Source organism: Streptomyces sp. Ag109_O5-1, from assembly GCF_003814875.1.
Lineage (GTDB): Bacteria > Actinomycetota > Actinomycetes > Streptomycetales > Streptomycetaceae > Streptomyces > Streptomyces sasae.
The window spans coordinates 11133326-11157500 of sequence record NZ_RKQF01000001.1 but is presented as its reverse complement, the minus strand read 5'-3'; the positions used below and the strand labels follow the sequence as shown (position 1 = coordinate 11157500).

21 protein-coding genes and 1 pseudogene are annotated in these 24175 nt (G+C 69.4%); 14 read left to right on the top strand and 8 right to left on the bottom strand.

Annotated features, from left to right (window positions below; translation table 11 throughout):
- Positions 1-71 precede the first annotated feature (71 nt).
- From EDD90_RS50850 to EDD90_RS50835, 4 genes are all read right to left on the bottom strand, one after another.
- Positions 72-650, bottom strand: a complete 579-nt coding sequence (locus EDD90_RS50850; protein WP_123980052.1) for a TetR/AcrR family transcriptional regulator — start codon at positions 648-650, stop codon at positions 72-74.
- Between the two features lie 76 nt (positions 651-726).
- On the bottom strand, positions 727-1617 hold the full coding sequence (locus EDD90_RS50845) for an SDR family NAD(P)-dependent oxidoreductase (protein ID WP_123980050.1): 891 nt from the start codon (positions 1615-1617) through the stop codon (positions 727-729).
- A gap of 906 nt (positions 1618-2523) precedes the next feature.
- Complete coding sequence (locus EDD90_RS50840; protein WP_123980048.1) at positions 2524-2808, bottom strand: hypothetical protein; 285 nt, start codon at positions 2806-2808, stop codon at positions 2524-2526.
- A 150-nt stretch (positions 2809-2958) separates the two neighbouring features.
- Positions 2959-3414, bottom strand: a complete 456-nt coding sequence (locus tag EDD90_RS50835; protein ID WP_123980046.1) for a hypothetical protein — start codon at positions 3412-3414, stop codon at positions 2959-2961.
- 475 nt (positions 3415-3889) lie between these two features.
- On the opposite strand from EDD90_RS50835, the gene EDD90_RS50830 reads away from it, so the two are divergent.
- Positions 3890-4429 carry a hypothetical protein gene (locus tag EDD90_RS50830; protein ID WP_123980044.1) on the top strand — a complete coding sequence of 180 codons (540 nt, stop codon included), beginning with the start codon at positions 3890-3892 and terminating at the stop codon, positions 4427-4429.
- Positions 4430-4643: 214 nt separating this feature from the next.
- Here the strand turns inward: EDD90_RS50830 and EDD90_RS50825 are convergent, their stop codons facing one another.
- Positions 4644-4946: a hypothetical protein gene (locus EDD90_RS50825; RefSeq protein WP_311737261.1), complete on the bottom strand. Its 303-nt coding sequence runs from the start codon at positions 4944-4946 to the stop codon at positions 4644-4646.
- Between the two features lie 582 nt (positions 4947-5528).
- Between EDD90_RS50825 and EDD90_RS50820 the strand changes: the two genes are divergently transcribed.
- From EDD90_RS50820 to EDD90_RS50780, 8 genes and pseudogenes are all read left to right on the top strand, one after another.
- Positions 5529-6308 carry a hypothetical protein gene (locus EDD90_RS50820; protein WP_123980042.1) on the top strand — a complete coding sequence of 260 codons (780 nt, stop codon included), beginning with the start codon at positions 5529-5531 and terminating at the stop codon, positions 6306-6308.
- Positions 6309-6611: 303 nt separating this feature from the next.
- Complete coding sequence (locus EDD90_RS50810; protein ID WP_123980040.1) at positions 6612-7331, top strand: IS6 family transposase; 720 nt, start codon at positions 6612-6614, stop codon at positions 7329-7331.
- A gap of 66 nt (positions 7332-7397) precedes the next feature.
- The gene (locus tag EDD90_RS50805) at positions 7398-7850 is read left to right on the top strand and encodes a transketolase-like TK C-terminal-containing protein (protein WP_221305162.1); all 453 of its coding nucleotides are present in this window, start codon (positions 7398-7400) and stop codon (positions 7848-7850) included.
- Between the two features lie 234 nt (positions 7851-8084).
- A pseudogene (locus tag EDD90_RS59275) lies at positions 8085-8237 on the top strand (helix-turn-helix domain-containing protein); the annotation flags it as partial.
- 130 nt (positions 8238-8367) lie between these two features.
- Positions 8368-9753, top strand: coding sequence for an alpha/beta hydrolase (locus EDD90_RS50795; RefSeq protein ID WP_123980038.1), 1386 nt, complete (start codon positions 8368-8370; stop codon positions 9751-9753).
- Positions 9750-11516: an FAD-dependent monooxygenase gene (locus tag EDD90_RS50790; protein ID WP_123980036.1), complete on the top strand. Its 1767-nt coding sequence runs from the start codon at positions 9750-9752 to the stop codon at positions 11514-11516. Before EDD90_RS50795 ends, EDD90_RS50790 begins: the two co-directional genes overlap by 4 nt.
- A gap of 6 nt (positions 11517-11522) precedes the next feature.
- Positions 11523-12410 carry an intradiol ring-cleavage dioxygenase gene (locus EDD90_RS50785; protein WP_123980034.1) on the top strand — a complete coding sequence of 296 codons (888 nt, stop codon included), beginning with the start codon at positions 11523-11525 and terminating at the stop codon, positions 12408-12410.
- 38 nt (positions 12411-12448) lie between these two features.
- On the top strand, positions 12449-13486 hold the full coding sequence (locus tag EDD90_RS50780; protein WP_185149683.1) for a maleylacetate reductase: 1038 nt from the start codon (positions 12449-12451) through the stop codon (positions 13484-13486).
- A gap of 6 nt (positions 13487-13492) precedes the next feature.
- Here EDD90_RS50780 and EDD90_RS50775 read toward each other — a convergent pair whose 3' ends face one another.
- The gene (locus EDD90_RS50775; RefSeq protein ID WP_123980030.1) at positions 13493-14398 is read right to left on the bottom strand and encodes a LysR family transcriptional regulator; all 906 of its coding nucleotides are present in this window, start codon (positions 14396-14398) and stop codon (positions 13493-13495) included.
- 228 nt (positions 14399-14626) lie between these two features.
- Here EDD90_RS50775 and EDD90_RS50770 point away from each other — a divergent pair, with 228 nt between their 5' ends.
- From EDD90_RS50770 to EDD90_RS50760, 3 genes are read left to right on the top strand one after another with little or no spacing between them, the layout of a single operon-like run.
- On the top strand, positions 14627-15868 hold the full coding sequence (locus EDD90_RS50770; RefSeq protein ID WP_185149518.1) for an acyl-CoA dehydrogenase family protein: 1242 nt from the start codon (positions 14627-14629) through the stop codon (positions 15866-15868).
- A complete protein-coding gene (locus EDD90_RS50765; protein ID WP_123980026.1) occupies positions 15865-16437 on the top strand; it encodes a flavin reductase family protein in 573 nt (190 codons plus the stop codon). The genes EDD90_RS50770 and EDD90_RS50765 overlap by 4 nt, the downstream gene beginning before the upstream one ends.
- 26 nt (positions 16438-16463) lie before the next feature.
- A complete protein-coding gene (locus EDD90_RS50760) occupies positions 16464-17993 on the top strand; it encodes a long-chain fatty acid--CoA ligase (protein WP_123980024.1) in 1530 nt (509 codons plus the stop codon).
- Between the two features lie 1216 nt (positions 17994-19209).
- Here EDD90_RS50760 and tcuA read toward each other — a convergent pair.
- Positions 19210-20682: an FAD-dependent tricarballylate dehydrogenase TcuA gene (gene tcuA, locus EDD90_RS50750; RefSeq protein ID WP_123980020.1), complete on the bottom strand. Its 1473-nt coding sequence runs from the start codon at positions 20680-20682 to the stop codon at positions 19210-19212.
- A 241-nt stretch (positions 20683-20923) separates the two neighbouring features.
- On the opposite strand from tcuA, the gene EDD90_RS50745 reads away from it, so the two are divergent.
- Together EDD90_RS50745 and EDD90_RS50735 are read left to right on the top strand one after the other, a co-directional pair.
- The gene (locus EDD90_RS50745; protein WP_123980018.1) at positions 20924-21829 is read left to right on the top strand and encodes a LysR family transcriptional regulator; all 906 of its coding nucleotides are present in this window, start codon (positions 20924-20926) and stop codon (positions 21827-21829) included.
- 334 nt (positions 21830-22163) lie between these two features.
- Entirely contained in the window at positions 22164-23255 is a 1092-nt protein-coding gene (locus EDD90_RS50735; RefSeq protein ID WP_260328595.1) for a menaquinone biosynthetic enzyme MqnA/MqnD family protein, read from the top strand.
- A 9-nt stretch (positions 23256-23264) separates the two neighbouring features.
- Here the strand turns inward: EDD90_RS50735 and EDD90_RS50730 are convergent, their stop codons facing one another.
- Positions 23265-24035 carry a transposase family protein gene (locus EDD90_RS50730; RefSeq protein WP_123980012.1) on the bottom strand — a complete coding sequence of 257 codons (771 nt, stop codon included), beginning with the start codon at positions 24033-24035 and terminating at the stop codon, positions 23265-23267.
- Positions 24036-24175: the final 140 nt, after the last annotated feature.

Genomic DNA, 24175 nt, shown 5'->3' with positions numbered 1-24175 from the left:
GGAGTACGCGAAGAAGAAGCAACTCACCAAGATCAGAAAGGAGACCGCCGGTACACCGTGGGGCGGGTCGCTTACGCGCTCGGTGGTGTCGTGCGCAAGCCTTCGAGGAGGGCGGCGAGGTAGCGGTGTGCGGTGTCGATCCGGTCGGCGGGAGTGCCGCCGTGGACGCTCACGGCGTGGGCGATGCCGCACATGAGCGGGACGAGGTCGGCGGCGGCGAGGTCGGGGCGGACCACTCCGGCATCGCGGGCCCGGGCAAGGAGGGTGGCGCCCGTCGACGCGAGTGACTTCTTGAGTTCCGTGGTGCGCGGCACGGCGTTCGTGGCCGCGGCGGCGACGGGGGGCAGGGCGGCGTCGGTGACCTGCGCCTCGACGGTGCAGCAGAGGAAGCCCGTCAGGCTGCGCCAGGGGTCGGCATCGGTCAGCGCCTGCTGGCCGTGGGCGGCCAGGGCCTCCAGACATGGGGCGGCGACGGTCTCCAGCAGCGCCTCGGGCGTGGCGAAGTGCCGGTAGACGGTGCCGACCCCGAGTCCTGCCCGGCGTGCGACGTCGTTGAGCTGCAGCGGTGTGCCCTCGTCGACCAGGTCGCGGGCGACCGAGACGATCCGCTGCCAGTTGCGGGCCGCGTCCTTGCGTAGAGGCGTCGTCATGAGGCCATGCTAATTGGATGGTTCATCCGGATAGTTCCGTCGCCGCCCGGTGGCCGCCGCGCCGCGCGTACGACGCTCAGGCGGGGGCGAGCGGTGCGTGCCGTTCGCTGAGTCGGCGTACGGCTTCGGCGACATGGGAGTCGGCCGCCGCGCGGTGCGGGGCGACCGGGCGTGCCTGGGCGCCGATGACGAGGCCGGTTCGGCCCGTCAGCGTCTCGTCGGTGGCGGCCGCGATGGAGGGCCTGGCTGCCTCGGATGCCGGACCCGAGGTCGAGCGTTCGAATGTGCGGCGCACCAGAGGCCACAGCAGCCGCAGGGCGGGCGAGACGATCTTCGGGTCGGTCATGGTGCCGTTGGTCATGTCGGTCGCGGCCCCTCCGGGATCGGCGGCGAACACCGAGACGCCGGTGCCGTCCAGCCGGGCTGCCAGGTCCAACGTGTAGGCCAGGTTGGCGAGCTTGGCGCGACCGTACCAGTGGAAGCCGTAGTAGCCGCCCGGCGGCTCGATGGCGTCGAACGCCCGCTTGGCCACGGCGACCGCGCCCGACGTCACGTTCACGATCCTGCTCGGCGCACCGGCCGTGAGCGTGGGCAGCAGCAGTTCGGTCAGCAGGTAGGGCGAGAGATGGTTGACGACGAACGACGCCTCGACACCGCCCCGGGTCTGGCGCTCGGCGAACATCGCCCCGACGTTGTTGACCAGCACCGTCAGCGGTTCCCCTGAGGCGGCGTGGTCGGCCGCGATCCTACGGGCCAGCGCACGCACCTGGTCGAGCGAGGCGAGGTCCGCGGACAGGAAGCGGGCCGGGTGCACCGGACCTGTCGCGTTGATCCGCTCGACGGCCTTGGCTCCCCGTTCGGCGTCGCGCCCGATCACTGTGACCGCGAACCCGGCGCCGGCCAGCCCCAGCACCGTCTCCAGGCCGATGCCCCCTGTTCCGGCCGTGACCACTGCTGTCTTCTTCATGCGCTCCTCCACCCCGGGCAACAAAACGGATAGAACATCCACTTACCCTCGGACGATAGCACGCATTCGGATGAACTATCCAATTCAGGCCTCGGTGGCAGCGTTAGTCCGCCCGCCCACAGGAGACAGACGGGTGCCTAGGGAAGTGCGTGACGTTTGCCCTCGGGAATACGTGACCCTCGACAGTCCTGATGTCACACTCGCCTCGGTCGGGGTCAGTGGGATCGGGACGGCGGCACCGAGCGCGCGGCCGGACGAGTTTCACAGCGCGAGAAACGGGATCACCAGGGCCGCGGCGGCGAGCGCGAGGATGGGGCCTCAGCCCGAGCAGGGTGCTCAGCCCGCCTGCGGCGAGGGCGGCGAACGGGCGAAGGCTGAAGGCTGAAGGCGAGCCAGGCTCCGGTCGCCTGGGCACGTCCTTGGAGGTGGTCAGGTGCCAGTTCCTGGCGGACGGCGCGTTGGAGCCCGCCATGGCAAACCGCGGCGCCGGTTTGGAGGACCATGCCAGCGCCGAAGGCGATCTGCCCGCCGAGCCCGAGGCCGCCGAGGACCAGGGGAATCTGGGCGAGAGGGTTGAGGGCGAGCGCGTCGAGCATCACCCAGCCGGGACCCCAACGTCGTTAGGGGGCTGCCAGGCGAGGGCTCCAGGGATGCCGCCCATTGCGCCCGCGCCCATGACGATTCCCGAGAGGAGGAAGGCCAGCAGCCTCCGGGCCCGTGGAACCCGGCGCACCCCGCAGCGACACGCGACGGCCCGCCCTCACACGGCGAGGGACATTACGGGCGAACCACCAAGCCGCTCAACGACCAAACCCCACCGAAGAATCGAGGCTAAGAGCGTCCGCCAGGCCCCATCTTCGTGCTCGGTGGTCTGGGCCAGGGACATGGCGGCAACGCTGAAGAAGCTCAATGCGGGTACGTCACCCACCGCCTGGCAGACGTGTCGTACCACGCGAGTGTCCCGGCCAGTATCGCGCTGAACGGTATCCACTCATCGTCCGGATTCCACTTCTCGCCGCCCGTGGCTTGCATGAAGATCGTGCTGGGTGCCCAAGCGACCGATACCCGATCGTCCGCGACCTCAGCGATCCAGCCGAGAAACTCGCGACCGTCGACAAGGCTGAAGCCGACCTTCGCCGCGTTGTCCATGCAGCCGGCAAAAAAGGTCTTCATCCTCGAGACATCGGCCATCGCCCGAGCATAAAGCAGAGTTCGTCAAGAGGATGCAGACGAGGACCGCAGCCATCACCCGGCCCGTCGTGCCGACCGGCGACCGGCACGCCACCTGCGACCTGCGCCCGGACTTCGGCCGGGCCGACACCCCCGCGGTCGCCGCCGAGATCACAGGAACGTCGGACCTCCACCGGCGGCGATGCCTACCCGCGCTGACTGTAGGGTCAGGCTGAAGAGGCTCAGTGTGCTTCTGTAGCTGCAGTTCACCAGAGTGTCGCTGATCTGCTTCTCAGGGCCGTTCCAGGTCCAGCTGGACGACTGGGGGTAGGAGCAGTGGCCCTGGAAAGCCTCCCAGGGCTGCTTCAACGTGGTGGAGCCGACGTTGAACAGGAGGCTCCACCGCGCCGGCGTGAGCTTCACGAGCTCACCGGTCTGGACGTTGAGCCGCCAGTACGAGGTAGTTGTGCGGCTATTGCAGATCGACAACATCAGCTTGTTGGCGTTGAACGGCTCGGCCTTCATGATGTCGGTTGCGGCGCTCGCGGGCGAGACGCACGTCAGCACCGAAGCCAGGCCCAGCGCATCGGCGATACCGACCCGCTTGATCGCACTACGGGATGTCATCTTGTTTCTCCTGCCTCTGAAGGGAGGGCGGGCGTTCGAGCCGCGAACCACGGACACGAGCGCCGCAGGGTGATCCTTTTTGCGCAGGAGGTCAGGCGTGTCTCCTGCGCCACGGCCCACTCTTCGGACCCAGGAGTTGTTGATCAACCCAGGTCAAGGGAGTAGACAATTCCTGGCGCTGTCGGCCAAGTTCCACTCGGCATGGTCGGGCAGGCACTGGCTGAAGTGACCGCAGAGGGCGCCGGAGGACAGGTCATGGACGCAGACCCGCGCCGTTTGTTCTGAGAGGAACGCTGGCGTTCACTCGGCTGACGATGTCTAGGGCCACCGCAGTAGACGACGCGAGTTGCTCGGCCAGCACCCCCGCCCTGCTCCGCGGGAGGCACAGCAGCAACATGAAGAACCGCGTCGGGAATGCTCACGTCTCCGTTGGTGAATGTCATGTCCCAGCAGCCGATGGGGGCTCAGCGACCATGTGCGAAACGACGATGTGCTTTTTCGGGAACTGGGTGAGGCGCCGGTGACGACGAGCGGTGGGCTTCGACCGGGCCAGTCGATGATGTGGACGTTCAGTTCGTTCTTCCAACTGGACGGTGAACCCGTCGGAGCGTTCGCGGCGCAGGCCGGCCCTGGTCGTCAGCATGTGCTGGGCAGCACGGACCGAGTCGGCGACGACCCGCGTCTGCTCGTCGACTTCAATGAGGGGCAGCCCCTGCTGTCGGCACATGGACAGCCGGTGGGAGAGCGTCATGGGAACACCGTGCTGCTGTGGGAAGCGGAGTACCGCATCCGCCGTGCTCGATTCCGCAGAAAGCTGCACTTCTCCGTAACATCCGAAGAACGAACCATCCTTGATGTCAGGGAGACGTCCCGGCCCGACCGCACTGTCCACACATACGTCACCCGCAGCGATCCCGCGCTCGACCCGGTTGCCGTGCTCGGCCTCATCCTGCTGGAGGCACGGCCCGACAAGATGTCGGTCCTCAACGAGCTGCTCGAGAGGCGACCGACGTAACGGCTTGTGCGGAGTCCACGTGGTGCTCCTCAGGCGAACGCATCACGAGCCGATGGCAGACCCGGAATTGGCGTGGTGGCATCGCAGGTGCTGACCGTACCCATGCCGCCCACTGGTTCGTTGGCTCTTGCGTGACTGGTCGGGGGATCGGAGATGCTCCACTCCCCGGTCACCGCCGGGCCGTCATGCGTGAACTGAACCCTGACGCGGTATGTCACCTGCCGCCTCCTGTCTGCTGCGGCCCGTGGATGCCCGGATCTTCGCCCACGCTCGGGGGTGTGCGTGCTGTGGTCGCGAGGGATGCCGGGTAGAGCACGCCGTGACCGAAGCGGGCGCGGGCGCGGTCGGCGACGGCTTCGATCGCGAGGGGCTTGTCGTCCGCGTTGTCGAGGGTGAGCTGCCGGGTGGCGTTGGCCGCGGGCTGCAGGGCGTCAGCGCGCAGCGCGAGGGTGCGTACCCGGGCGCGTTGCAGTCCGAGGGATTCGTACACCGCGTACGCGGCGCGGGCCAGGAGCACGGTATCGAGTCAGGCGCTGCCGGTGGCCGTCGATCAGACGGGCTACAGTCACTCGTCTCGGTCGGGCCGGGGGCGATGTTGGCGGTGGGCTTGATCCGCTGTGACGGATATCTGACTGAACCTCGGGGGCTGGGAGACGGCCTGAATCGCCTTGCTGAGGGTGGGTTGACGACGCGTGACCGCGCTGGATTCTGCGTGGTGGGCCAGGTGACACGCGTGCATCGGAAGGTCGCGCGGTCCCAGTTCTCGCTGGCGTGAGGTTGGGAACCGCGGTGGTCATGTTCACGATGGCCGTCCTGGCATGGCGGGTGGCCCCTGGTCTTCCCCCTTCGAAGGCCGGGGGCTATCGACGTCCGCGGTCTGCTCTCGGATGAAGCGGCCTCTCCCGGGGTGGAGAGGTGACACCGATCGGTGATACGGCTGACCGGCGTCAGCGGCGGTGGGAGAGTGGTGCTCAGGGCGGTGTCTGCGGGCCCGGTGGCCTCTGGGTGGCACTGCTGACCGTCAGTGCCAACACGATCAGTCGTGGTGGGCCTGGCGGGCGGCTGTCCTGACAGGGCGAACACGGCCTAGGCTCGGCGCGTGGATCCCGTCGCGCTCGCCTGTGCCGTCGTCTCCGTCACGGTCCTGCTGTACGGGGCGCCCGTCGTGCGCGACTGCCTGCGCGCGCGGCTCCCTGCCGCACCCGTCGACCCCTACCGTGCGGCCGCCGGTCGCTGGTTGACCGAGGACGACATCCAGGCGGCCGCCGCCCAGCTCCTGCTGGACGGCCTGGTCACCATCAACCATCGCGGCAATCTGGCACTGACCGAGACCGGCGCGGACGTAGCGCGTACCGCCGGGCACCCCCTGCCGGACGCCCTGCTCGCTGCACTGCGCCGACGTTCCGCCTCCACGACGCTCGGCATCATCGCCTTCCACGACCCCGTCTTCCGCGCCGCCCACGCCGAGTTCCACGGGGTGGTGCGCGCCCGCCGGGCGCGCACCACCCGGAGTTGTCTGGCGGCCACCGGGGTGCTGCTTCTCACCGGGGAGCTCGCATTCGTGGGCGCGGCGCTGGTCGACCGCCTGCCCCAGGGGCCCGCGCAGTGGGCCGCGACCGCGGCCACCGGCCTCGCCGCGCTGGCCCAGTTCGGCTTCCTGGGGCGCTACGGCGGCAGGCCCGGCGCGGACAGCCACCGCGTCGCGGCCTCCGAACCCTACGTCCCGCCCGCCCCGCATCCAGCTCTCGTGGAACTGTCCGAGAAGGCCCCGGAGGCCGCGGCCCGGCTGCGTGCAGGACGGCTGCGCACGACCCGTCGCCGCAACCGAGGACGCCGACGACGCCGTGGGCGCGGAACGGCCACCGCGCGGATCGACTAGTGCTGGGTTCCTCTTTCGCTGGGTATATGTCCTGGTGGCGGGGTAGTTGGCGGTGCTCGGGGGCGGGTGCTGGACGATGGTGTTGTGGGCACGACCGGGGCGTGACGAGGACGAACGGGCCGTCGTTCGCCGATTGTCGCGGGCGCGAAAGGCTCCCCGTGATGCGGTGATAAGGGCCCGGATGATCGAGCTGAGTTGATCGGGACTGCGGGTGCCGACGATCGCTGTTGAGCTGGACGGCACTGTCACGTTGGCTGACCGGTGGGATGATCTTCTGGTTGATCGTGCTGGAGGGGGTTGTCTGTGGGGTCCGTGTCGCTGTCGTACAAGGGGCACCGGTACCTGGTCGAGGTCATCTCCCGCTGTGTGTGGCTGTATCACCGCTTCCCGCTGTCCTACCGCGAGGTCGAGGAGTTGATGATCGAGCGCGGCGTGACCGTTTCCTACGAGACGGTGCGCCGCTGGTGCGCCAAGTTCGGGCCGGCCTACGCCAACGCGCTGCGCCGCCGGCAGCCTCGGCCTGGGGGCAAGTGGCACCTGGACGAGGTCTTCATCAAGATCAACGGTGAGCAGAAGTACCTGTGGCGGGCCGTCGACCAGGACGGGATGGTGCTGGACATTCTGGTGCAGAACCGCCGGGACAAGGCCGCGGCCAGGCGTTTCTTCCGCCGCCTGTTGAAGAGGACGGGTGCGGTGCCGCGGGTGATCGTCACCGACAAGCTCCGCTCCTACGGCGCCGCCCACCGCGAGGTCATGTCCTCGGTGGAACACCGCTCGCACAAGGGCCTGAACAACCGGGCGGAGAACAGCCACCAGCCCACGAGGCAGCGTGAACGCGCAATGAAGGGCTTCCACAGCATCGGCGGGGCCCAGCGGTTCCTGTCCGCGTTCAGCGGTATCTCGCCCCACTTCCGGCCACGCCGCCATCTGATGCCCGCCCACGACTACCGAGCCGAGATGACCATCCGCTTCGCCATCTGGGACCAGATCACCGGCGTCGCCGGCCTCGCCACCGCGGCCTGAGCACAGGCCCGGCTCCCAAGCTCACCCTGCCCCGACGCACCGTCAGGCAGTCACACAGCCAACAACGTGACAACGCCCCGCCGACGGCAGGTCGTAGGCGGGGCCTACGCTCTGCGGCGCACAGACGACCCGGCGGTGGCCCTCGCCGTCATGGGCGCCCTCGTGCCGGAGGCCCTCGCGGCCGCCGACCGCCTTGACCAGAGCGGCATCCGCGCTGACGTCATCTGCATCACCAGCCCCGACCTCCTCTACCGCGCCGTGCGTGCCCGCCAGGGCCAGGACCCGGCCGACCACTGGATCCTTGACGAGGTGTTTCCCGCCGACAGGGCGACACCCCTGGTCACGATCCTGGACGGTCACCCGCACTCGCTGGCCTTCCTCGCCACGATCAACCAGGTCCCGACCACAGCACTTGGCGTCACCCGCTTCGGGCAGTCCGGCTCCTTGGACGAGGTCTACCGGTACCACCACCTTGACACCGAAAGCATCGTCGGGGCCGCACTGGACCTGGTCGATTAGCCCCGCCCTGTTCAACTCAAGCCCGTACAGCTCGATTAAAGGAACCTGCCATGAGTAACACGCGCCTGGCTCACGTGGTGTTACAGACAACGCGGCGCGAAGAACTTCGCGACTGATATCGCGACGTCCTCGACGCGCACATCGTCTACGAGAACGACGTGCTCTCGTTCCTGACCTTCGACGAAGAGCACCACAGGCTGGCGATCATGGGACGTCTACGCCCGGCGCGGCGAAACCATCAGCGAACTCATCCGGACCCTCCGCCTGGGCCACTGCCACACCGACATGCAACGCGCCGACGGCCGCACCGTCACCGAGATCGCCTTCGCACACGGCTTCACCAACTCCTCCCACTTCAGCCGCATCTCCGCGAGTACTACGGCCTCACGGCCCGCGGGGTGCAGGCCGCGGCCACAGCCCGCGCGGCCGTCCGATCACTTGACTGCCGGGCCTCAGCTTCAAGTACTACCCGGTGAGCCGCCCGTCCTCGCCGAGTTCGTGGAGTCGTCCTTCGACGTTGTGCGCGCCAAGCGATGGGGTCGGCATCGGCAGCTTCCACCTGACGGGCCTCTCCGACCGCGACCCGCAGCGCAAACTGCCGGTCGTCGAGCAGCTGGAGGCCGCGCTCTACACCGACGCCCTGGTCACCCTCGCCGCCACGCGCACCTTCCCGGTGAAGCAGCCGCCCTCGGGGACGCTGATGAGCGCCATGCATCACGGCGTCCCCAACCGGCATTGGACCGGCCCGGAGCCGGTCACCAATAGTGCTGGGCATGGGCGCAGACGCCGTGACGGAGGTTCGCCGATGACCAGCTCCCCACCACCCGGAACCGCCGAGCCGGCCCGTGCCGCCTCGCCGTTGACGATCAGCGAGCAAGGCGCGTTCTGGGTCGGTGTCGGGCGCAAGCCGACCGAGGCCGGGACCGCCGCCGAGGCCGCGATGTACGTCCAGTACCAGATCCCGGCCGATCTCCGGCATCCGCTGCCCGTGGTGATGGTCCACGGGGGCGGCGGCCAGGGCACGGACTACCTGTCGACGCCGGACGGGCGCCCCGGCTGGGCCACCCGGTTCCTCCAGGCCGGTTACGCCGTGTACGTGGTCGACCGTCCAGGTCACGGGCGCTCCCCGTACCACCCCGATGTCCTCGGGCCCATCGAGGGCGCGGCGCCGACGTACGAGTTCATCCGCTGGCTGTTCTGCGACGGGGCGGAACGACCTGGCAGCCAGTGGCCCGGCAGCGGCGAGATCGGCGACGACTCCGCGCTGGACCAGTTGATGGCGAGCCAGGGCCCGACGCTGCCCACCTTCGCCGAGAACGAGGAGCAGATGCGGCGCTGCGGGGCCGAGTTGCTGGACCGGATCGGACCGGCCGTGGTGATCACCCACTCCATGGGGGCGCCGTTCGGCTGGCTGGTCGCCGATGCCCGGCCCGGACTGGTGAAGGCCGTCGTCTCCATCGAGCCGATCGGGCCGCCGTTCATCGAACTGCCCGGCCTCGGAAAGCTGGAGTGGGGGCTCACCGCGGCCCCGATCACTTACGAGCCGCCGGCGCGGACCCCGGAGGAACTGCGCCTCCGGCTGCGCGAGGCCGGAGGCGACGGGCTGCAGGACTGCCTCGTCCAGGACGAACAGGCCGGCCCCGTGCGATCCCTGCCAGGGCTCCAGGGCTTCCCGATCGCCGTGGTCGCGGCCGACACCTCGCCGTTCGCGCCGTTCCAGCACGGTGTCGCCGACTACCTCGCCCAGGCCGGTGCGGATGCCGAGTTGCTGCGCCTGGCGGACCTGGGGCTCACGGGCAACGGTCACCTGCCCATGGGCGAGAAGAACTCCGACGACGTGGCCGAGGCACTGATGACCTGGCTGAACAAGCGACTGGCCGATGTGGAGGAAACGTCCCGATGACAACCGCGCCGACCGTGCCGACCGTCGAGACCGATGTGCTCATCGTGGGAAGCGGGCCCGCGGGAGCGAGCGCCGCACTGGCCCTGAGCACCTATGGCGTGCCGAACGTCATGGTCACCCGCTACTCACGCCTCGCAGACACGCCCCGGGCGCACATCACCAACCAGCGCACCATGGAAGTGCTGCGTGACCTCGGTGTCGAAGAGGATGTGATCGCCCAGGCCACCCCGCAGCACCTGATGGGCAACACCGTCTTCTGCACCGCCATCGCGGGCGAGGAGCTCGGCCGGCTGAGGTCCTGGGGCAACGAACCGCTCGTGCAGGCCGCGCACGAGCTGGCGAGTCCCACCCGCATGTGCGACATGCCGCAGCACCTCATGGAGCCGGTGCTCGTGAACGCGGCCATAGCGCGCGGAAGCCAACTGCGGTTCGGCACCGAGTACCTGTCGCACGAGCAGGACGCCGACGGCGTGACCGCCACGGTCCGCGACCGGCTGCGCGGCGACACGTACACCATCCGCGCCAAGTACCTGATCGGCGCGGACGGCGGACGCAGCAAGGTGGCCGAGGACGCCGGGCTGCCGATGGGCGGCCAGATGGGCGTGGCCGGCAGCATCAACATTGTCTTCGACGCGGACCTCAGCAAATACGTGGCGCACCGACCCGCCACCCTCTACTGGGTGCTGGCGCCCGGCGCGACCGTGGGCGGCATCGGCGCCGGCCTGGTGCGCTGCGTACGGACGTGGAACGAGTGGCTGATCGTGTGGGGCTACGACGTCGACGCCGGGCCGCCGGACCTCACCGAGGAGTACGCCCTGTCCGTCGTCCGCCAGCTGATCGGCGACGACGAGATCCCGGTGACCATCAAGTCGTCCTCCGCGTGGACGGTCAACGAGATGTACGCCGAGACGTACTCCAACGGCCGGGTGTTCTGCGCGGGCGACGCCTGCCACCGACACCCACCGTCCAACGGGCTGGGCTCCAACACCTCCATCCAGGACTCCTACAACCTGGCGTGGAAGCTGAAGCTCGTCCTGGACGGCACCGCGTCCCCGTCCCTGCTGGACACCTACAGTGACGAGCGGGCACCGGTCGGCAAGCAGGTCGTCACCCGGGCCAACCAGTCCATCGGTGAGACGGCACCCGTCTTCGAGGCGCTCGGCGGCCTGGCGCCGCAGACCCCCGAGCAGCTGTGGCGGAACATCGCCGCCCGCAAGGACGCCACTACGGAGGCCGAGGAGCAGCGGGCGCGGCTGCGGGAGGCGATCGCCTTCAAGGCATACGAGTTCAACGCCCACGGCGTGGACCTCAACCAGCGCTACGCCTCCGCCGCGATCGTCCCGGACGGCACCGAGGACCCCGGCTTCGCACGCGACCCCGAGCTGCACTTCCAGCCGAGCACCCGCCCCGGCGCCAAGCTCCCGCACGCCTGGCTCTCCGCGGGCACCCGCAATCTGTCCACCCTGGACCTGGGCGGGAACGGCCGGTTCACCCTGATCACCGGCATCGGCGGCGAGCCCTGGACGGAGGCCGCCCGCATCCTCGGCAAGGAGTTCGGCCTGGAGATCGCCACGGCGGTCATCGGACCCGGCCAGGAGCACGAGGACCCGTACGGGGACTGGGCCCGGCTGCGGGAGATCGGCGACTCGGGCGCGCTGCTGGTGCGGCCGGACAACCACGTGGCCTTCCGCCGCCAGGACGCCACCGGTGACGTCACGGCCGCACTGCGGGACGCGCTGCGGCAGATCCTCGGGCGGGGCTGAGCGGCCATGGACCTCACGGCGAAGACCGCGAAGCCCGCGGAGACCGCGACGACGACGGCGGTGCTGGAAAGCTTCGCCCACACCTCCGATCCCCGACTGCGCGAGGTGCTGGCCTCCCTGACGCGTCACCTGCACGATTTCGTACGGGACATCGAGCCGACCCAGGCCGAGTGGGAGCGGGCGATCGACTTCCTCACCGCAACCGGGCACATGTGCGACGACACCCGGCAGGAGTTCATCCTGCTGTCGGACGTCCTGGGTGTGTCGATGCTCGTCGAGACGATCAACGACCACAAGGCGGCCGCCGCGACCGACTCGACGGTGCTCGGCCCCTTCCACATGACCGAGTCCCCGGTCCGTGAACTCGGGGCGAACATCGATCTGGTCGGCGGCGGCGAGCCGTGTGTGATCAGCGGACGGGTCGTCTCCGTCGACGGCACCCCGCTGCCCGGTGCGACGCTGGACGTGTGGCAGGCCGACGACCAGGGCTTCTACGACGTCCAGCAGCCGGAGAAGCAGCCGCCGGGCAATGGGCGCGGGCTGTTCACAGCGGACGCGGAGGGGCGGTTCTGGTTCCGCTCGTGCGTTCCGAGCCCGTATCCCATTCCGACGGACGGCCCGGTCGGCTCGCTGCTGGAGGCGACCGGCCGTCACCCCTACCGTCCGGCCCATGTCCACTTCATCGTGGGCGCCGAGGGGTACAGCCCGGTGACGACGCACATCTTCGTGGCGGGCAGCGACTATCTGGAGTCGGACGCCGTCTTCGCCGTGAACGAGAGCCTGGTCGAGGAGTTCGTCGAGGTGGACTCCCCCGCGGAGGCCGCGGAGTTGGGCCTGGCCAACCCCTTCCGCCGGGCACGCTTCGACATCGTGCTGCAACCGGTGATCGCGTGAGGGAACGCGCCCTGGACTTCACCTATCAGGCCCAGCCGATGCGCGTCCTCTTCCGGTCGGGTGCCGTCCCGGACGCGGTGCCCGACGAGGTCGCGCTTCTCGGCCTGCGCCGCGTCCTCGTGCTGTGCGACGACCATGGCCTGGACACGGCCCGTGCCGTCGCCGCATCTCTCGGCGACGCCTGCGCCGGGCTGCACGCAGGGGCGGTGACGCACGTCCCGGTGGAGGTCGCCGACCTGGCCGTCGAGGCGGCTCGCGAAGCCCGGGCCGACAGCTGCGTGGCGGTCGGCGGCGGTTCCGTGACCGGCCTGGCCAAGGCCGTCGCGCTCAGGACCGGCCTGCCGATCGTCGCCGTCCCGACGACGTACGCCGGATCGGAGATGACACCCGTCTGGGGCCTGACCGAGGGCGCGGTCAAACGCACCGGGCGCGACCCGAAGGTGTTGCCGCGCAGCGTCGTGTACGACCCGCTGCTCACGCTCACCATGCCGCCCGTGGGGTCCGCGACGAGCGGCATGAACGCGATCGCGCACGCCGTCGAGGCTCTGTACGCCCCGGACTCCACTCCGATCGTCTCCCTCATGGCGCAGGAGGGTGTGCGGGCGCTGGCCGCGGCCCTTCCCGAGATCGTCGCCGACCCCTCGGGGCATGACGCGCGCAGCCGCGCGCTGTACGGGGCGTGGCTGTGCGGTGCCTGTCTCGGCGCGACCACCATGGGGCTGCACCACAAGCTCTGCCATGTGCTCGGCGGCACCTTCGACCTGCCGCACGCCGAGACACACGCCGTCGTCCTGCCCCATGTGCTGGCGTTCAACGCGCCGGCGGTTCCCGAGGCACTGGCGGCGCTGCGCCGGGCGCTCGATGTCCCGGATCCGGTACGGGAGTTGCACGAGCTGGGCGAGCGGCTGGGCATCCCGCGATCGCTCGCCGACCTGGGCCTGACCGCCGCCGACGTGGACCGTGCGGTCGACGTCGCTCTCGGGGCGCCGTACGCGAATCCCCGCCCGGCCTCCGCCGACGATCTGCGCGCCGTCCTGCACGCGGCCTGGGCGGGCGAGCCGCCGTACGGCGGCTGACCGCTTCTACCGGGCGAGTTCGGCGTACGGAACGCCGGTCGCGCGTCGGGCCACCCGGCGTGCGACCTCGGCGAACGCCGGGGCGGCGGGCGAGTGGCCCGTCTCCGGATAGGCGACCGCGGCCACCGCGCCGAGGGGCTCTTTTGGAGCGACGGCCTCCACTCCCGGGTGTGGCGGGAACATCCGGGCGCCCGACAAGGGCATCAGTCCCACCATGTGCTGGTAGGCGATCTTCGAGGACATGTCCAGGACCGAGCGGGCGTGGGAGCCGACTGTCGGGGCGTCGTCGTCCCCGTGGCGTCCCCCCACCCACCAGTCGTCGCCCGGGTGGGGGGTGACCCAGGGCTGGTCGTAGACCTCGGTCAAGTCCACCGCGGCGGCCGAGGCCAGCGGATGCCCCTTCCACAGCGCGAGGGAAACGGGCTCGGTGAAGATCGGTACGCGTGTCAGGCCCGGCATGTCCACGCTCAGACACATCAGCGCCACGTCGTACTCGTCGGCCAGCAGCGGGGCGTGCCCCTGGTGGAAGTCCGCTTCGTGCACCTGGATCGTGGCTTTGGGATACCGCTCGCAGAACGCCTCGATGACCGGATGCGTCAGCTCCGCGAGAGCCACCCCGTAGAGCGCGACCCGCACCTCGTCCCGTCGCCTGGCCCTGATGGCGTCTGCGGCGGCGGCGAGCCGGTCGGCATCGGCCAGCACCTCGCCCGCCCGTTCGAGCAGTTCCGCGCCGTCGGCGGTGAGCGCCACATGCCGTTTGTCGCGCTCGAACAGCTGGACGCCCAGCTCACGCTCGAGGGCGGCGATCGATCGCGTCAGCGCAGGCTGGGTGAGGTGCAGACGCTGGGCGGCAACCCGGTAATTCAAGGTCTCGGCGAGCGCCGAGAAATGGCGCAGGCTCCGGAGTTCCACTCAGCCCTCCAGAAAGGCGAGGTCCACGGCGTCGTGGTCCGCGCCAGGTTACAGCGCGCTTCCCCGCACGTCACCAGGCAGAAATGTGCGGCATTCCCGCCACCCCCTTCGACCTGCTGTGATGCACGGCACTCATCAAGCCCACAGCTACCGGCATTGGACGGTCCTTCGCCGCGCCGCCAACACTCCCTTCAGGCCGACCCAGAACAACAGCGGATGGGGTGCGAATTGTCCGAGACAACCGAGGCAGCCGAGAAAATCATCGAGATTCCGCAGCCGGAGCCGGACCTGACACCGGAGGAACTGGTGCGCCGGGCCGCCGGCATGAGGTCCTGGCTGCGTGATCATCAGGACGAGACCGAACAGCGGACCGGTATCTCCGAGGACACGCACAAGGCGTTCCTGGAGGCGGGGTTCTACCGGTCGCTGCAGCCACGCCGCTTCGGCGGCTACGAGTTCGACCTGCGGACCTACTCCCGGATGGTCACCGAGGTGGCCCGCGGCTGCCCGTCCAGCGGCTGGAACCTGTGTCTGGCCGCCTCCCACAGCCTGGTGGTGGCCGGCCGCTTCCCCGAGAGCACCCAGCGCGAGGTGTTCGGGCCGGACGGCGACTTCCGGGCCCCGCTGCCGATGGCCCCGAGCGCCACCGCGACGAGGACCCCCGACGGGTACCGGGTCAACGGCCGCTGGGACTACTCCTCCGGAGTCAACGTCTCCACGCACTTTCTGGGTGGCGTGCTCATCATCGACGAGGAGGGCGGCACGCCCACGCCGGGCCTGGTGCTCGTGCCCTCCGGCTGGCGGATGCTCGACAACTGGGGCGAGATCCTGGGCTTCCGCGGCAGCGGCTCCAACAGCGTCGTGGCCGAGGACGTCCTCGTACCGTACGAGTACGTGTCCAGGACCCACGCCGCGGCGAACGACGCCACCGACGGGCCGGGTGTGGAACTGCACGGCAACCCGATGTACGCGGGCCGGCTGATGACGTTCTTCAACATCCAGCTGTGTTCGGTCGTGGCGGGCACCGCCTGGGCCGCGGTCGACGAGTACCAGCGGATCATCACCACCAAGAACAGCCCGCTGCCGCCCTTCAAGCCGCGCAGCCACGATCCGGAACACCAGCGCAACCTCGGCCTGGCCACGGCCCTGGCCGACAGCTCGCAGCGGATCATCCTGTCGGTCGCCGACGACTACACCGCCTACGCGGCCCGGGGCCTGGCAGGGGGCGAGCCCTTCTCCGAACTGGACGACCAGGCCCTCTCCGTCACGGCCCGGCAGTCCGGCCAACTCGCCTGCCAGGCCGTCGAGATGCTGGCCTCGGCCAGTGGCTCCAGCGCGCTGGCGAACGGCCAGCGCATGCAGCGGTACCTGCGCGACGTCGCCACGTACAAGACGCACATCAACGCCCAGCACAGCTGGTGGGCCACGGGATACGCCCGCTCTCTGCTCGGCGTGGAGAACCCGGCGTGAACCGGCCGACGTCCGCCTCGACGACGCCCGGCGGCGGCCCGGCGGACGACCCCGGCCGGTTCCGGCACGTGCTCGGCCACTACCCGACGGGTGTCACGGTGGTCACCGCGAAGGAACCCGACGGCACCCCGGCCGGCATGGTGATCGGCTCGTTCACCTCGGTGTCCCTCGACCCCCCGCTCGTCGCGTTCTTCCCCGGCCGCTCCTCCACCACCTGGCCGAGGATCATGGCGGGCGGCGCCTTCTGCGTGAACGTGCTGGCCGCCGGCCAGGAGAGCCTGTGCCGGGACGTCAGCGCCAAGGCACCCGACGTCTTCGACCGCCACCCGTGGCGCGGCGCGCCCTCGGGCAGCCCCGTCCTGGCGGGCGTCGCCGCCTGGATCGACTGCGACATCGCCGACGTGTGGCCCCTCGGCGACCACTACTTCGTCCTCGGCCGCGTACGGAAACTCGGGGTGGAGAAGACCGGCGTCTCGCCGCTGGTCTTCTCCCGGGGGCGGCTCGCCCCGCTGCAGCCCCGCCGGGACCACGACGACTCGGCCGACTACACCTGGCCCGACTGGCTCTGAGAGATCCGAGAGAGGAAAGACGCACCATGCGCAATCAAGGGCTCGGCTCGTGGCCCACGCGGCGCGCCCGCATGGCACCGGAGGCCACCGCCGTCGTGCACGACGGTGGATCCCTGTCCTACGCAGAGCTGGCCGCCCGCGTGACGCGGCTCGCTCACGCCCTGCGTGCCCTGGGGGTCGGCCACGGCGACCGGGTGGCCTACCTGGGCGCGAACCATCCGGCCCTGGCGGAGACCCTGTTCGCCGCGAACGCGCTGGGCGCCGTCTTCGTACCGCTCAACACCCGCCTCGCGGCACCTGAGTTGGCCTTCATCCTGGGGGACGCGGGGGCGGCGGTACTGCTGTACGGCGCCGAACTCACCGATGTCGTGGACGCGTTGAGGGACGACGCGGAGGTGAAGCACTACGTCGAGGTGGGCAGCGCGTACGAGGAGCTGCTGGCGAACACACCCGACGACCCCCTGGACGAGACGGTCGGCCTCGACGAGGTGTGCATGATCCAGTACACCTCCGGCACCAGCGGCCGTCCCAAGGGCGTCATGCTCACCCACGCCAACATCGCCTGGAACTGCTTCAACATGCTGCTGGACGGGGACATCGCCTCCGACGACGTCGCTCTGGTGGTGGCACCGATGTTCCACACCGCCGCCCTCAACACCGTCTTCCTGCCGGGCTTCCTCAAAGGGGGGACGTCGGTGCTGATGCGCGGCTTCGACCCGGACCGGGTGCTCGACGTCATCGCCGAGCAGCGCGTGAGCAGGATGTTCGGCGTACCCACGATGTACCAGGCCATGGCCCGGTCGTCGCGGTGGGCGACAGCCGACCTGTCGTCTATCCGGATCCTGCAGTGCGCGGCGGCACCCGTCCCCAAGGCCCTCATCCACACCTACCAGGACCGTGGCCTGACCTTCCTCCAGGCATACGGCCTGACCGAGACCGCCCCCGCCGCGCTGGGCCTGCGCGCGCGTGACAGCATCCGCAAGGCCGGCTCGGCCGGCACGCCCTGCTTCTTCACCGACGTACGCGTGGTGCGGCCCGACCTCACCGATGTCGCACCGGGCGAGGTCGGCGAGGTGATCATCGAGGGCCCCAACGTGATGAAGGGCTACTGGCAGTGGCCCGAAGCGACCAAGGACGCCTTCGTGGAAGGAAGTTGGTTCCGCTCCGGGGATGCGGCCACCGTCGACGAGGAGGGGTACGTCACGATCGTCGACCGGATCAAGGACATGTACATCTCCGGCGGGGAGAACGTCTATCCGGCCGAGGTCGAGCAACTCCTCCACCAGCATCCCGCGGTCGCCGAATGCGCGGTGATCGGCGTACCTGACGAACGATGGGGCGAGGTCGGCAGAGCGCTGGTCGTGCCCCGCACGGGCGCCGAGGTGTCGCCCGACGACATCATGAACTCCCTGTCCGGCCGACTCGCCAAGTACAAGCTCCCCAAGTCGGTCGTCCTCGTCGACGCCCTGCCCCGCAACGCCACCGGCAAGATCCTCAAGGCCCGCCTGCGCAGCCACTACGGCTCAATGCCGGCCCGCGGCGCCGAGGAGGCATGAGGCCAGGGGACCCGAAAACGCCCGGTGCCGACTGATCCACTTCGACCTCACGGTCACGAAAGGGGTGCGGAGGCCGTTCGCCGGCGCGCTTCCTGCCGCCGCGGAACTCTGGACAGTGCAAGCCCCAGCACGGGCGCTCTCGTCCTTCCCCGCACGAATCCAGCACGGTTGAGATGAGCAGGGGTCTGCTACCCGATGGATCATCGCTACTCGATGGCCGACCACCACCGCCGGCCTTGTCGTCGACGTGCTGAAAGCGAGCTGCGCGAGCGCTGGTTCACCCGGATGCTCGCACCGGACCACGTCGTTCACTGCTTCGTCGGCAGCCTCGCCAAACGACCCAGGACGTTCATGCTGCTCAGTCTCTTCTATCCTGCGGCGCGACATCGTCGAGAACCACCAGGAGGAGCTGTTCTACCTGTAAATGGGCCGCACAGACGCCTCATCCGAACGTAGGTACTCTCGTGACACCCGGAATTCCTGCGAAAGCGACGGGCATTGTGTCCGGGGCAGCACGCCCAGGGAACCACGCGAGCACCGTATGCGCAGGGGCCTCAACGAGCGGCAGCAGGCCGTGCTCGATCGGAGTCTTCTTGGGACGGTGCGAGTTCGGCGATGACTTGCCGGGTGGCCGCCAGGTCCGTGAGCTGTACGAACTCCTCGGCATGCCCATCGACGAGGCATCGGTCAACGTCACCCGCGCTCGCCTCGGACGCCTCCTTCGTCAAGGCTTCCCCACCGAGCCCGGACGAGGCCCTACCAGAATCGGACTTAACGTCCACTCGGAACATGCGTCATTCGTGCGTCAAGAAATCGCCATGGCCCGGCGACGCCGGCGCGGACCGCTGCCGAAGCTCCGGAAACCGCAGCTCAGGCATGCCCTCCACGTCCACCCGTTGCAACTCCCGAAGTAGGTCGTCGAACCGAGGGACAATTCCCCAAACCGCAGGTCAGGGGCCTTGGCGGTCGACTCATGGATCGCCACGCACTCCGGGTGACGCGCCATCGGGAAGGTATGCAGTCTGACCCCACCCGGGAAACATGCAGCTCAGAGGCGCTTTCAAGGACGAATCCAGGCCCCTCGGAAGGCTTCGTGCGTCATCACCACAGCCGTGCGTCAGCAACCGCTGAGGCGCGCGGGCCGAATTCATCGACGAAGCAGGCGGTCACGGCATCTACCACACACCGTGTGATTCAACCCGTTGCGGCGTCGCCGTCAACGCCTGGCGGCGGCTGCTGAGCGCCCGGCGCGCCTGCCGAGCACCGAACCGGCGGTGAGGCCGGAGCCACCAGGGTAGTTGAACCAGAAGAGCCCGCCGACGAGTTCGCCGGCCGCGTACAGACCAGGGACGGGGCGGCCGCTCAGGTCCAGCACGCGCGCGTCGGCGTCGATCCGCAGCCCGCCGAAGGTGAAGGTGATGCCGCAGGTCACCGGGAAGGCGACGTACGGAGGAGTGGTCAGCGGCTGGGCCCAGTTGGACTTGGGAGGGGTGATGCCCTCGGTCCGGCAGCCGTCCTTGACCGTCGGGTCGAAGCGACCGGAGACAACGGCGGCGTTGAACCGCTCAACCGTCTCCGCCAGCCGGCCCTCGTCTATGCCGAGTTCCTTGGCCAGGCCCTCCACGGTCTCGGACTCCACCCTGGTGATGCCCGCAGAGGCGTACTCCTCGGGGCGCAGCAGCGGCGCGGACGTCGCGTCGAAGAGCTGGTAGGCGACGCCTGCCGGTTGCTTGAGGATCTCGGCACCGTACTTGGCGTAGGTGTAGTTGCGGAAGTCCGCTCCCTCGTCGACGAACCGGCGGCCCTCGGCGTTGACTACGATGCCGAACGGGTAGCCGCCGCGAGTGAGTTGGTTGGTCAGCTCCCGGTCGCCGGTCGCTCGGGCTTGGCTGTCCCAGGCCACCGCGTGGCAGCCGCTCCAGTGGCCGTAGGGTTGCGCGCCGGCCGCCAGGGCCATGCGGATGCCCTCGCCGGTGTTGTACGGGGTTCCGCGCACCAGGGCCAGGTCCCAGCCCGCGCCCAGGTAGCCGGCCCGCATCTGCGGGTTGGCCTCGAAGCCGCCGCTGGTGAGTACCACGCCGTCGGCCTCGATGCGCTGCCCGTCGGCGAGCATCACGCCGCCAACGGAGCCGTCGGCTGCGGTGGCCAGGCCGGTGACGGGGCTGTCGAAGCGGACTTCGATGCCGCTGCGATCGGCGGCGGCAAGGTGCTGGTCGATCATTCCTTTGCCCCCGCCGACCACGCCGACGGCCAGTCCGCCCCAGAACCGGTAGCGCCCGTCCACCTCGTAAGCCTGCCGGTGGAACATGAGCTCGAATCGCAGGCCGAGGCTGCGCAGCCAGGTCATCGTCTCGCGGGATTCACCGACCAGGATCCGGGCGAGTTCGGGGTCGGTCCTTCCCTGGGTTACCTGGGTCAGGTCGGCGAGAAAGTCGTCCTCGGTGTAGGGGGCGAGGTCGACGCGTCCTGCACGGTCCCCGGGAAGTGGCTCGACCAGCGAGGTGAGGTCGGTGAGCCCGCCGTGGCTGGTGCGCATCGCCCCGGCAGTGAAGTAGGAGTTGCCTCCGGCCCACTGGCGGGGGGCCTTCTCCAGCAGCAGCACCCGTGCTCCCTGCTGTCGGGCGGACTGAGCCGCGCTGAAGCCGGCGTTCCCGCCGCCGACCACGACGACGTCCCACTGCTCGGTCATGTGTACTCCCATGGGTTCGGACAGCAGATGCCCGGATCGGAGATCCTTTCGGGGCTGGGGCGTACGGATCAGGGACTGTGTGCGTACGCGACCGCAGCTTGAATCTCTTTCACCAGGGCCCGGCGGGCGGGTTGACGGCTGCGCGGCCCGCCCGCCGGGCAGTACGACGATGCGCCAGCAGCGCCATCAGTACAATCGAAAGAAATTGAAGCTGCTTTCACAAATGCTTAAGGCGGTCGCGATGAGCCTCGATGTACGCCGCATGCTGGTGCTGGCCGAGGTGGCTCGCCGGGGCTCCATCACGGCGGCCTCGATCGCCCTGAGCTATACGCCCTCGGCGGTGTCCCAGCAGATCAGCAGGCTGGAAGCGGAGGCCGGGCAGCCGCTGATCGCGCGGCACCCCCGGGGCGTCACGCTCACCGAGGCCGGCCGCACTCTGGCCGAGCATGCCGCACGGATCGATCGCCAGTTGCGAGCCGCACGCCGATCCCTCGATGACATCGCGGGCCTGCACAGCGGGACCTTGCACATCGGTACCTTCCCCACCATCGCCGCATCCCTGCTGCCCCGCGTCGTGCGCGCCTTTCGCACCCGGTACCCGCAGGTTGAGCTGGCCGTGCACAGCGACCGCAACGCCGGCCTGATGGACCTCCTCGAGAGCCGGGAGATCGAGCTTTCCTTGCTGTGGGACTACCCGTGGCGGCGCCTGGACGAGACCAACCTCGATGTCACCCATCTGCTGGACGACCACACCTGCCTGGTCGTCGCCACCAGCCACCCGCTCACCGCCCGGCACTCCGCCGGTTTTGAGGAGCTGGCCGAGGAGAACTGGATCGTCCGGGGCGATCACCCGGTCGCCGAGCTGCTCACCCGTAGCTGCCGTGCCGCCGGCTTCGAGCCGAAGATCGCCTACCGGGCACACGACTACCAGGAAGCCCAGGCCATGGCGGCGGTCGGCCTGGGCATCACGCTCGCCCCCAGGTTCGCCCTGGCCAGCCTGCGGGACGACGTCACCACCATCGACCTGGGCCCCTCGGCCCCCGTTCGCCGCATCCTGCTCACCCGGCTGCGCGACAATCCACCGACACCGTCAGCCAAGGCCATCGCAGAACTGTTCATCGAGACCGCCGGGACCCTGCGTTCCTAGACACGCGTTCCGCGGCGTGACGGCCGGCGACCGCCGCCGTCCCGCGGGGCATGCCCAGGACCCGTGGCTGCCGAGCTGCTCGGGCCGATTGCCGCACACAGTCAGAGTCGGATGAAGGAGGCCCGGGACTGTTCGAACGGCAGGTTCGTCATGCCTGCGCCCACCCGGGCACGTGATGCCTTCTCGTAGAGCGGCAGACGATCCTCTGTTCGTGGTGGCGGTCACGTGGGCGTCGGACGGATGCCTTCGCTCAACCCGGTGTGTACGCCGCAGCGAAGAGCGGCGTCGGCCAGCGTTCTTGTGACCGCCACCACGAACGAAGAAGTCGACGGTTGTGATCGCGCTGACGGCGGGCGTCGCCCTGCCCGCGGCGCTGCTGGCCCTCGCGGCGCTGCTGGCCCTCGCGGCGCTGCTGGCCCTCGCGGCGCTGCGGCCCTCGGCCACACACCGGTCCAGCACGTGCGGGGCACTAGCAGCCGGGGTGCAGGAAGACGGCCGCCGGGCGTTCGGAGCGGGACTTAAGATGATCTGCATGACGTCCTCCAGCCAGATCCGTGAACCGACGAGGCGACCGCGGGTCGGGCGCAGTGCATTCCTGGCATGCACCCCCCTGTACTGGGGCTTGGCGCGGAGCACCGCCCTGTTGGACATCGACCTTGTCCAGGACACACCGGACCGGCTGACGGGACGGTTGCTCTCCGGCGACCTGGACCTCAGCTCGATCTCATTGGTCGAGTATCTGCGGCACAGCGATGACCTCGTGATGCTGCCCGACATCGCCGTCGGAAGTGACGGGCCGATCCAGTCCTGTGCGATCGTCACGAAAGTGCCGCTGAGCGCGTTGGATTGCCGCACGGTCGCACTCGCCACGACCAGTCCCACCTCCGCACAGATGTCCCGGCTGCTGTTGGAGCAGCACTACGGGGTCACTCCGAGGTATGTAACGCGGCCGCCTGATCTTGAGGTCATGCTGGATTCTGCCGATGCCGCCGTTCTGACCGGGGACGCCGCCCTGGCGGCGACGATGAACCGGCCCGTCTCTCCCGGCGTTCGGGCGTACGACCTGGGTGAGCTGTGGAGACGCTGGTCAGGGCTGCCTTTCGTACTGGCCGTGTGGGCGGTACGGAAGGAGACAGCGGCGCGGCGGCCGGACATCGTCGGCATGGTGCACCGCAGTCTGCTGGCCGCGCGCGGCCTCGCGCGCAGTGAGTCCCGCGAGCTTGCCGACCGGGTGGCCGTCTGGGAGCCCTTCACCGCCCCGATGCTGCAGGACTTCTTCACCCGGACCCTCGCCTTCTCCCTCGGGAAGCGGGAACGGCTGGGGCTGAGCGAATTCGCGCGCCGTTCGGGATATGTCACGCCGGCTCTCCCCTCTCAAAGCGTGTTGCAGAAGGCCGTGAACAGGCAGCCTGATCTGGACTGTTGACGCATCCGGTCATGCGGCGAGGGCGAGGTTGTGCATGCAGGCGCCGGCCTGGACGGCGTGATGGAGGCCGTCGCCGCGTTGCCGGCAGTCACGAAGGATCTTGTAGTTCTTCATCCGGCCGATCACGTGCTCTACGCGGGCGCGGACCTTGCGGTGCGCGGCGTTGTCCTCCTTCTCGCCCTTGAGCAGCGGCCGGCCGGGCCGTTTGCGGTGCGGGACGATCAGGCCGATGTTGATGCAGGCGCCGTCGCCGAGCACGGTGACGCCCTGGCACTGCTCGGCCAGACGCGAATCCCGCCAGGCTTTCGCATCCGCGGTCGTGCCCGGCACCAGCCGGGCGGCAGCCACCACCAGGCGCGTGTCCGCGTCCACGATGACCTGCACATTCGCCGAGAAGCGGTAGTTACGTGAGGACGTGCCCACCGTGCCGTCGCGGACCGGAATGAGGGTGCCGTCCACGATCCACAACCGCTCGATGGCATCCTGCGGAGCGCGGACGGGCTCAAGCGCGAGCAGGGGGCCAAGGCGCTGGATCACCCGGCAGACGGTGGCCGGCGAGACGCCGAACAGCGGGGCCAGCTGCCGCATGGTCAGGTTCGTGCGGTAGTAGACCGCCACCAGCAGCACCCGCTCGGCCAGCGGCAGCCGCCACGGCCGCCCCCATCCACAGCCATCCCCACCACGCGCACGCACCGCCCTCAGCAACCGCCCGAACTGATCGATCCGCAGCCCCCTGGACGCTTCCACCCACACCCGCTCGGCCCTCAACACCCCAGCCATACAACGTAGATGCCCTGTTCACGGCCTTCTGCAACACACTTTAAGCACGTCCGAGGCCTGTCGAGCCCAGCGTCTCGCAGGCCCCGGACGTCGGTGCGGGCCACCCCGGTCTCGGGGGGTGCCCCTATCTCTTTCGTCAA

What these genes read in the sequence shown, in the direction of transcription:
- EDD90_RS50845 (WP_123980050.1), bottom strand. Translation starts at nt 1,617, where the DNA reads ATGAAGAAGACAGCAGTGGTCACGGCCGGAACAGGGGGCATCGGCCTG.
- EDD90_RS50790 (WP_123980036.1), top strand. Translation starts at nt 9,750, where the DNA reads ATGACAACCGCGCCGACCGTGCCGACCGTCGAGACCGATGTGCTCATC.
- EDD90_RS50840 (WP_123980048.1), bottom strand. Translation starts at nt 2,808, where the DNA reads ATGGCCGATGTCTCGAGGATGAAGACCTTTTTTGCCGGCTGCATGGAC.
- EDD90_RS50835 (WP_123980046.1), bottom strand. Translation starts at nt 3,414, where the DNA reads ATGACATCCCGTAGTGCGATCAAGCGGGTCGGTATCGCCGATGCGCTG.
- EDD90_RS50780 (WP_185149683.1), top strand. Translation starts at nt 12,449, where the DNA reads ATGCGCGTCCTCTTCCGGTCGGGTGCCGTCCCGGACGCGGTGCCCGAC.
- EDD90_RS50730 (WP_123980012.1), bottom strand. Translation starts at nt 24,035, where the DNA reads ATGGCTGGGGTGTTGAGGGCCGAGCGGGTGTGGGTGGAAGCGTCCAGG.
- tcuA (WP_123980020.1), bottom strand. Translation starts at nt 20,682, where the DNA reads ATGACCGAGCAGTGGGACGTCGTCGTGGTCGGCGGCGGGAACGCCGGC.
- EDD90_RS50745 (WP_123980018.1), top strand. Translation starts at nt 20,924, where the DNA reads ATGAGCCTCGATGTACGCCGCATGCTGGTGCTGGCCGAGGTGGCTCGC.
- EDD90_RS50760 (WP_123980024.1), top strand. Translation starts at nt 16,464, where the DNA reads ATGCGCAATCAAGGGCTCGGCTCGTGGCCCACGCGGCGCGCCCGCATG.
- EDD90_RS50850 (WP_123980052.1), bottom strand. Translation starts at nt 650, where the DNA reads ATGACGACGCCTCTACGCAAGGACGCGGCCCGCAACTGGCAGCGGATC.
- EDD90_RS50785 (WP_123980034.1), top strand. Translation starts at nt 11,523, where the DNA reads ATGGACCTCACGGCGAAGACCGCGAAGCCCGCGGAGACCGCGACGACG.